Genomic DNA, 5008 nt, shown 5'->3' with positions numbered 1-5008 from the left:
CCCCGGCATGACTCCAACCTTCCCAAGGTTTGGAGTCTCCCGACATCCCGGGGCGGTTCAGTCGTGGTGTCTGGATTGGCGGAGGCATCGGCGTCGGTGGACGGGTCCGCGATCACGGTCAGCGGACTGATTCTGTTGGTGGAGTCGATGGCGAACTGCTGGCCGCCTTCCTCGAGGTTCCTTCGGGCCCGGTTGTACGCCCGCCGGTTCGGCGTGTCGGCGTCGTGACGCGCGTCGGTGTAGCGCTTGGTGAGCGACTCCAACTGAGTTCGAGCCTCCTCATCGGTCATCCCGCCCAGGTCGATGAGCAGCATGCGGCGCGCGTCGTCCTGAATATCGTGAAACGTGTTCGCACAGGCCTTGGCGTGCTGTGCGCGTCTCTCCGAACCCAAGATCGTCATGACGGCGGCAAGCCCGGCACCGGCCAGGGCCCCCGTCCCGACCACCCACGTCGGCAACGTGTCGAGGTAGGCCGCACCGCCGCTGAACAGGCCTAGGACGCTGGCCGGAACGCCCAGTCGGAGGTTCCACCGCTGCCACGACTTCCCGGCTTCGAACTGCGTCTGAGACGACCACCGAGCGGTCTCCTCTAGCCTGGCCAACTCCTCGCCGATCGGCACGAGTGCCGATCGGACGCAGGGCGGCACGGCGTAATGCGACGCCGCCACCGGTGGCACGACGGTCTTCGACTTGCCCACAGCCCCATCCCCATCAAGTCGCTCGCGATCGCCCAATCCGGACAACTGCACTGCTCGGGAGCGTAGACGTGAGCACCGACACAGCGGTTCCCAGCCAGTCCGGGCCAGTCTTCGCTTAGGCGCTCGGTCGCGAAGGTGCTGTTGACGGGCTCCCGGGGATGAGGGCTGACGCGCGTGCGGCATACTTGCGCTTGGGACCTGCCAGACCGCGGCTTACACGGCTGTTGTTCCGAGCAAAGTTGCGTGGGAAGTTGCATTCAAACTCCCCACCCCCCGGGCCTCTAGCTCAGTCGGTAGAGCATCGGACTTTTAATCCGCCGGTCGTCGGTTCGAGCCCGACGGGGCCCACCACACGTTTGCGCAGGTCAGGCACTGTCTGCCCCGTTCGACTTCACGAGCCCCTCGCCCTCCGAAGCCTCCAGGGGGCGCAGAAGGGGCACAAGCCCGTCGAGAGCCAGCGCCACGGCGTCCAGGTCGTCGCTGAAGAGACCGGCATAGACATCGAGCGTCATCGCGGCTGACGCGTGCCCGAGCATCTGCTGAACGGCTTTGACGTTGGCCCCCGAGGCGATGGCCAGCGAGGCCGCGGTGTGCCTCAGGTCGTGGGGAGTGACGTCGACGAGGCCGGCTGTCCGGCAGGCCGGGTCGAAGACACGACGACGCCAGTTGCCCAGGCGCAGGACGCCCCCCTCGGGTGCGGTGAAGAGCAGATCATCGGGCCCCTTCCCATGGCACTGTCCCTCGATTCCCTGAGCCAGCGACGGCGGGAACGGCACAGTCCTTGTGCGGTTCGTCTTGGGCAGAGACCAGACTGCGCGACCGGCCACCTCTGTGACGCTCTCCGCGATGATGAGGCGACGGCGAAGCAGGTTGACCCGACGGACCCGGAGGGCTGCGAGCTCGCCGAAGCGCAGGCCACAGAACGCGAGCACCGCCACGCTGAGGCCATTCGGCTGTGCGGCCTCGACGAGGCGAGCGACCTCGGCTGCGCTCAGGAAGCGCGGATCTGCTCGTACTGCCCGGGGTAGCTGGACCCCCGCAGCAGCGTTTCGGGAGAGCCGTCCGTCCTTCACCGCTTCGGCAAGAATCAGCGACAGCACCCGGTGCGCCTGCCGCACGGTTCCTGCTGACAGACCGCTAGCAGACAGGTCGCGCACCCAGTCGCGGACGTCGCTGTGCCTCAGCTCCGCGATCGCCCAGCCCCCGAAGCGAGGAAGGATGTGTCCGTTGACCAACCCGCGGTAACGCGTCGCGGTCGACACCTTGAGATGCGTCAGGCCGCTAGCCCAGGCTTCGGCAACGTCACGCACCCGCACCTTGCCGGCCCGCGGATCGATGTACTGACCGCGATGCCGCTCTGCCTGCATCTGGTCGAGCCACCGTTGAGCATCGACCTTGCGGGCGAAGTTCTTCTTGCGCTGCCGCCCTCCCGGATCGCGCCACCGTGCTTGCCATCCGGGGTCTTTGGAGTTCTTGCTGATGCTCGCCATCAGACGACCTCCAGCTGGTCGCGCGACCATGCTCGGACCGTCTCGGGATCGAAGCGCAGGTGACGCCCGATCCGCATTGCTTGCGGGCCCTCATGTCGAACCCGCCACTGGTAGATCGTGGCCACCGGGACACGCAGGAACTCGCTCACGTCCTGGACGGTCCACAACACATCGGTTTCACTCATTGCCCTTCTCCCCTACTCGGATTGCCCTGCGGTGATGACGAATCGACGCCGTGTGCTGCCTCCACTGGGCGTATTCGCGGGCGCGGGCGGCTGCGGCCTTGGCGAGCTCGGCGTCGCCTTCGGTGTCCCAGCCGGACCCGGCATAGGACCATCGACCGACGACGAGGGTGGTCTGCTCGAAGTCATCTGCGAGGAGGTCGTCGAGGTCGCGGACGTCGAGGGTCTTACCTTGACGGCTGGCGTCGGAAAGGCGTCTCTGGAACCGCGTACGCGCGCGGCGCAGGCGCCCGAGCGTGATCGAGTAGCGCCGGGACTTCGTGGAGAAGTGGCCGCGGAAGCCGAGCATCCGGTTCCACTTCCCGAGGAGCGCGTAAGGGTGCTCTCGCAGTGGGGTCCCCTCGCCGCGCGCGTCGGTCGCGATGTGGTCGGTGACTTCGGCGATGGTTGCGCGCAGCCGGCGGAGGTGCGGGTTGTCGCCGTTGACCAAGTCGCCCGCGGACTTCGTCGCGTACTTCGCCAGGTAGCCGGCGACCTGCCCCGCGGTGAGTTGCCGGTCCGGGTCGTCGGTGCGCCGGGACGTCTTGATGGGCCGGACGTCGACCTGGGCCCCGAAGCGCAGCGTCCGAGCTGGGTCGTCCTCGTAGAGCGGTGGCGCGTCGAAAGACACTGCTGTGACAGCCTGCTCGACGACGTGGGCCAGCAGCGCGGCGGTGGCACCGGCTGGTGTGGGCGCAAACCCGTCGTCGGTCTTGGGTCCGTCGAGGCGGATGAGGGCGTGGAAGTGGATCAGGCCACGCAGCTGGTATTCGGCGACCTTCGCGTACTGCAACGTCAGGTGGTCCGGCAGGCGGGATTCGGCGACGCCAAGGGTCTTGGCCAGGGCGCGGCGCACGTTGATGGTGAACCGACGCCACAGCTCGGGGGCCCACCACTGCCAGACGATGTGGCCGACGTAGTCGTAGCAGTCCCGACACAGCGGCTGCCCGAGTAGGTCGTCGCAGTCGTCGTGGGTGGCGTGGCAGACGGTCGGCCTGCCGTGCTCGCACACGCCGGACACTCCTTTCGGGGTGAAGGGGCGACACTTGCGACCGCCGCGGGTGCCGTGGACGAGCCCGAACGACGGTGCGGTGAGGGTGGCGAAGACGAGCGGGTTGTCGCTGACGTGATCAGGGACGCCTTTCCCGCCGGTGACGCCGGCCCGGATCAAGTGGAACGTGTCCGCCGCGTACAACCTCGAGCAGGACGGGCACTCGGCCGCGCGCCGGTTCCCGCACCGGACGTGCAGCACCCCGAGCGGGCTGTCCTTCGACGAGAACGAGCCGAGGACCTCACCGGTGCGAGTGTCGACGGTGTGCGACGAGCCGTGGAGGCGGATCGGGTTGGCGCAGTGCCCCACCCGAGACGCGGCCTCGGACCACGCGTCGAAGTCCCGCGACAGCAAGCGGGCGATTACCTGCGCCTCGGTCGTCGAGTCGAGGTGGCCTAGGTCCAGCGGGTGATCCTCACCGCGTGGGGACGCTCCGGTGCGTAGGGGGACGGCGTCCCAGACGCGGTCACGTGTTGCCCGGGTCATCACGGCCACCCCCCTTCCCTGGTCCGGGTGGGTGTGCCGTGCAGCTGATGCAACCCCGCGCTGCACGACACACCCGGTCCGAAAGGGCGGCCATCCAAGCTGGTTCGAGAAGGAGAGCCGGCGCTGCGGGGGTTGCTCACACGCCGGCCACGTCAAAGGTCACGAAGAAGATGGCGGACGAGAAGATGCGTGGTGTGTGGCGGCTATTCGTGTGAAGGCCTCTGGCCGGGGTGGGGAGCCGACCCCCAGGGCATCAAGCCCGTAATTTTGTCAGTTCAGGTCTTTTGTGTGGGTGTGTCCGCACTTCCAGAGTCCACGGCCGCGGCGCCGGGAGACGAAGAAACACGCCGAGTGTTGGCGGAAGAAGTTTCACCCACATGCCGAATAGCGGACGTCCCGACTTGCGGGCTACAACGGCTGCGTCTGGCACTATGTGCCGAGTGTCGAGGCCTACCGTCAAGCTCCTCATCCTCGATGAGGAGGACCGCCTCTTACTCATCCACTCGCGCGACCCCAAGAGCCGGGACGAGTGCTGGTACCCAGTCGGCGGTGGTCTCGAGCAAGGCGAAACTCTCCAACAGGCCGCCGTCCGAGAGGCCGCCGAGGAGACTGGGATCAAGGAGTTGCCCACTGGCCATCCAGTCTGGTCCCGGGATCACACCTATACCTACAACGGGCGTGAAGTGGAGGTCCACGAGGACTGGCTGCTCCATCGCGTCATCAACTTCCGCCCTGCTCCCGCCGCCCTGACCAAGTACGAAAGGAGCTCAATCCTCGGCTTCCGCTGGTGGTCGATACCGGAGCTGAGATCGACGACCGAGACCGTGTCTCCGCCGGGCCTTGGACAGCGGCTGGCGGATCTTCTGCATAGCGGAGTCCCCTCAACGCCGATCGACATCTCCGAGTAGCCCGCAAGGGCCCGCGAAGGCCGGCAGACCAGGAGCACGTTGAACGTCCTCTGCCGCGATCCGCTCGGTCGTGTCGACAACGCAGGCGTTCAGTCGACGCGAGCTGCGCGCCGTTGACCAACCTAAGACGGCCAGCAAAGACCGGCTGTTAAGT

General features: G+C 67.1%; 5 protein-coding genes and 1 tRNA gene. 2 read left to right on the top strand and 4 right to left on the bottom strand.

The window, feature by feature from the left end; all coding sequences use genetic code 11:
* Nucleotides 1-698, bottom strand: a 698-nt coding sequence (locus TAE01_RS20270) for an SLATT domain-containing protein (protein WP_186815320.1), incomplete at its 3' end; no start/stop codon positions are given.
* Between the two features lie 275 nt (nt 699-973).
* Here TAE01_RS20270 and TAE01_RS20265 point away from each other — a divergent pair.
* Nucleotides 974-1049, top strand: a tRNA-Lys gene (locus TAE01_RS20265).
* 14 nt (nt 1050-1063) lie between these two features.
* Here the strand turns inward: TAE01_RS20265 and TAE01_RS20260 are convergent.
* Genes TAE01_RS20260 through TAE01_RS20250 form a run of 3 tightly spaced genes read right to left on the bottom strand, consistent with a single transcriptional unit; the run spans nt 1064 to nt 3814 of the window.
* Nucleotides 1064-2188, bottom strand: a complete 1125-nt coding sequence (locus tag TAE01_RS20260) for a tyrosine-type recombinase/integrase (protein WP_147068616.1) — start codon at nt 2186-2188, stop codon at nt 1064-1066.
* Nucleotides 2188-2337, bottom strand: a complete 150-nt coding sequence (locus TAE01_RS20255) for a helix-turn-helix domain-containing protein (RefSeq protein WP_246111480.1) — start codon at nt 2335-2337, stop codon at nt 2188-2190. Before TAE01_RS20255 ends, TAE01_RS20260 begins: the two co-directional genes overlap by 1 nt.
* Nucleotides 2338-2365: 28 nt before the next feature.
* Nucleotides 2366-3814: a replication initiator gene (locus TAE01_RS20250; protein ID WP_147068614.1), complete on the bottom strand. Its 1449-nt coding sequence runs from the start codon at nt 3812-3814 to the stop codon at nt 2366-2368.
* Between the two features lie 572 nt (nt 3815-4386).
* Between TAE01_RS20250 and TAE01_RS20245 the strand changes: the two genes are divergently transcribed.
* A complete protein-coding gene (locus tag TAE01_RS20245) occupies nt 4387-4854 on the top strand; it encodes an NUDIX hydrolase (RefSeq protein WP_186815319.1) in 468 nt (155 codons plus the stop codon).
* Nucleotides 4855-5008: the final 154 nt, after the last annotated feature.

Origin of the sequence: Terrabacter aerolatus (genome assembly GCF_007991735.1) — a bacterium.
GTDB classification, from domain to species: domain Bacteria; phylum Actinomycetota; class Actinomycetes; order Actinomycetales; family Dermatophilaceae; genus Terrabacter; species Terrabacter aerolatus.
The sequence above is the reverse complement of the archived record's forward strand: the minus strand, read 5'-3'. Positions and strand labels throughout refer to the sequence as shown.